At 68.7% G+C, this 2160-nt stretch carries 1 pseudogene; it reads left to right on the top strand.

Going from position 1 to position 2160, the window contains the following annotated elements:
* Positions 1-78: 78 nt before the first annotated feature.
* Positions 79-2013, top strand: a pseudogene (gene polA, locus ACIKT0_RS17405) (DNA polymerase I); the annotation flags it as partial.
* Positions 2014-2160 lie beyond the last annotated feature (147 nt).

Here is a 2160-nt window from a genome sequence, read left to right as displayed (position 1 = left end):
GCATGCCCGCGAGTCCGAGGAAGTGCTGCGGGAAGAAGACCAGGTTGACGCCGACGAAGGTCACCCAGAAGTGCACCTTTGTCGGCGGAAGCCGCAAGCCCGCAGGCGCTCGCCGAAAAGCTCCGCAAGGAGGCGGCCTCCGGGGCGGTCGACCGCTCGGCCTATGAGACCATCACGGATGTCGGCCGGCTCGGCGAATGGATCGAGGACGCTTGGGAGCAGGGTTTTGTCGCCCTCGCGCTCGAGACCACCGGGCCCGACGTCATGCAGGCCGAGCTCGTCGGCGTCTCGCTCGCGCTCGCGCCGAACCGCGCGGCCTATGTCCCGCTCGGCCACATCTCGGCGGCGAGCGATCTGCTGTCCGAAAACCCCTCCGAGCTCGGCGACGTGCTCGCGCGCCAGATCCCGGCCAACGAAGCCCTCACGCTGCTCAAGGAGCTGCTGGAGGACGACTCGATCCTCAAGATCGGCCACGACGTCAAATACGGCCTCACCGCCTGGTCCCGCCTCGGGATCACGCTCAGGACCTATGACGACGTCATGCTGATGTCCTACGCGCTCGAGTCCGGCCTCGGCGGCCAGGCGCTCGACGACCTGTCGCGCCGCCATCTCGGCCACGCCTGCATCGCCTTCGAGGAGGTGACCGGCACGGGCCGCGCCCGGCTCAACTTCGCCCAGGCGTCGATCGACCGCGCGAGCGCCTATTCGGCCGAGCGCGCCGACGTCAGCCTGCGGCTGTGGCGCCTGTTCCGCCAGCGGCTCGTGGCCGAGGGCATGACCACCGTCTACGAGACTCTCGAGCGGCCGATGCCTTCCGTGCTCTCCGCCATGGAGCGCGAGGGCGTCGCGATCGAGCGCTCGCTGCTCTCGCGGCTCTCAGGCGAGCTCGCGCAGCGCATGGGCGCGCTCGAGGCCGACATCCATGCGCTCGCCGGCGAGCCGTTCAACCTCGGCAGCCCAAAGCAGCTCGGCGACATCCTGTTCGGCAAGATGCAGCTGCCGGGCGGCAAGCGGACCAAGACCGGCGCCTGGGCGACGCCCGCAAGCGCGCTCGACGAGCTCGCCGCCGGCGGCGTGGAGCTCGCCGGCAAGGTGCTGGACTGGCGCCAGCTCTCAAAACTCAAGGCGACCTACGCGGACGCGCTGCCCACCTATGTGCAGCCCGAGACGCGCCGCGTGCACACCACCTACCAGCTCGCCGCCACCACCACGGGCCGGCTGTCCTCGACCGAGCCCAATCTGCAGAACATCCCGGTCCGCACCGAAGAGGGCCGGAAGATCCGCCGCGCCTTCGTGGCGCCGGAGGGCAAGAAGCTGGTCTCGGCCGACTACAGCCAGATCGAGCTCCGCATCCTCGCCCACATGGCCGACATCCCGCAGCTCATCCAGGCCTTCGAGGACGGGCTCGACATCCACGCCATGACGGCCTCCGAAATGTTCGGCGTGCCGATCGAGGGGATGGACCCGAACACCCGCCGCCGCGCCAAGGCGATCAATTTCGGCATCGTCTACGGCATCTCGGCCTTCGGCCTCGCCAACCAGCTTGGCATCGGCCGCGAGGAGGCTGGCCTCTACATCAAGACCTACTTTGAGCGCTTTCCGGGCATCCGGGACTACATGGAGGCGACAAAGCAGGCCTGCCGCGACCAGGGCTTCGTCACCACCCTGTTCGGCCGCAAATGCCACTACCCGCAGATCCGCGCCAAGAACCCGGCCGAGCGCGCCAATTTCGAGCGCGCCGCCATCAACGCCCCGATCCAGGGCTCTGCGGCCGACATCATCCGCCGCGCCATGATCCGCATGACCCCGGCGCTGAAGGAGGCCGGCCTTTCAGCCAAGATGCTGCTGCAGGTTCACGACGAGCTGATCTTCGAGGTTGACGAGCGGGAAGTCGAAGCGACGCTGCCGGTCGTCCGCCGCGTGATGGAGCAGGCCCCTCTGCCCGCCCAGGCGCTGCGGGTGCCGCTGCAGGTGGACGCAAGGGCTGCGGGGAACTGGGAAGAGGCGCACTGAGGGGGACGGGCTGCTCGTGACCGATTGTGTTGAAGAAGTCCGCTGTTGGGAAGGCGTCACCCACGGCTCGAACTGATCGCAGGGCGGGGGCGAGCGAAGCGTTGGGCTATTAGGCTGGGATCGGGCTCGGCGTCGGGACCAGCTTCG

It is taken from the genome of Hansschlegelia beijingensis (genome assembly GCF_045505405.1).
In the GTDB taxonomy this organism is placed as follows: Bacteria; Pseudomonadota; Alphaproteobacteria; order Rhizobiales; family Methylopilaceae; genus Methylopila; species Methylopila beijingensis_A.
This window is presented reverse-complemented; position numbering and strand designations above follow the sequence as displayed.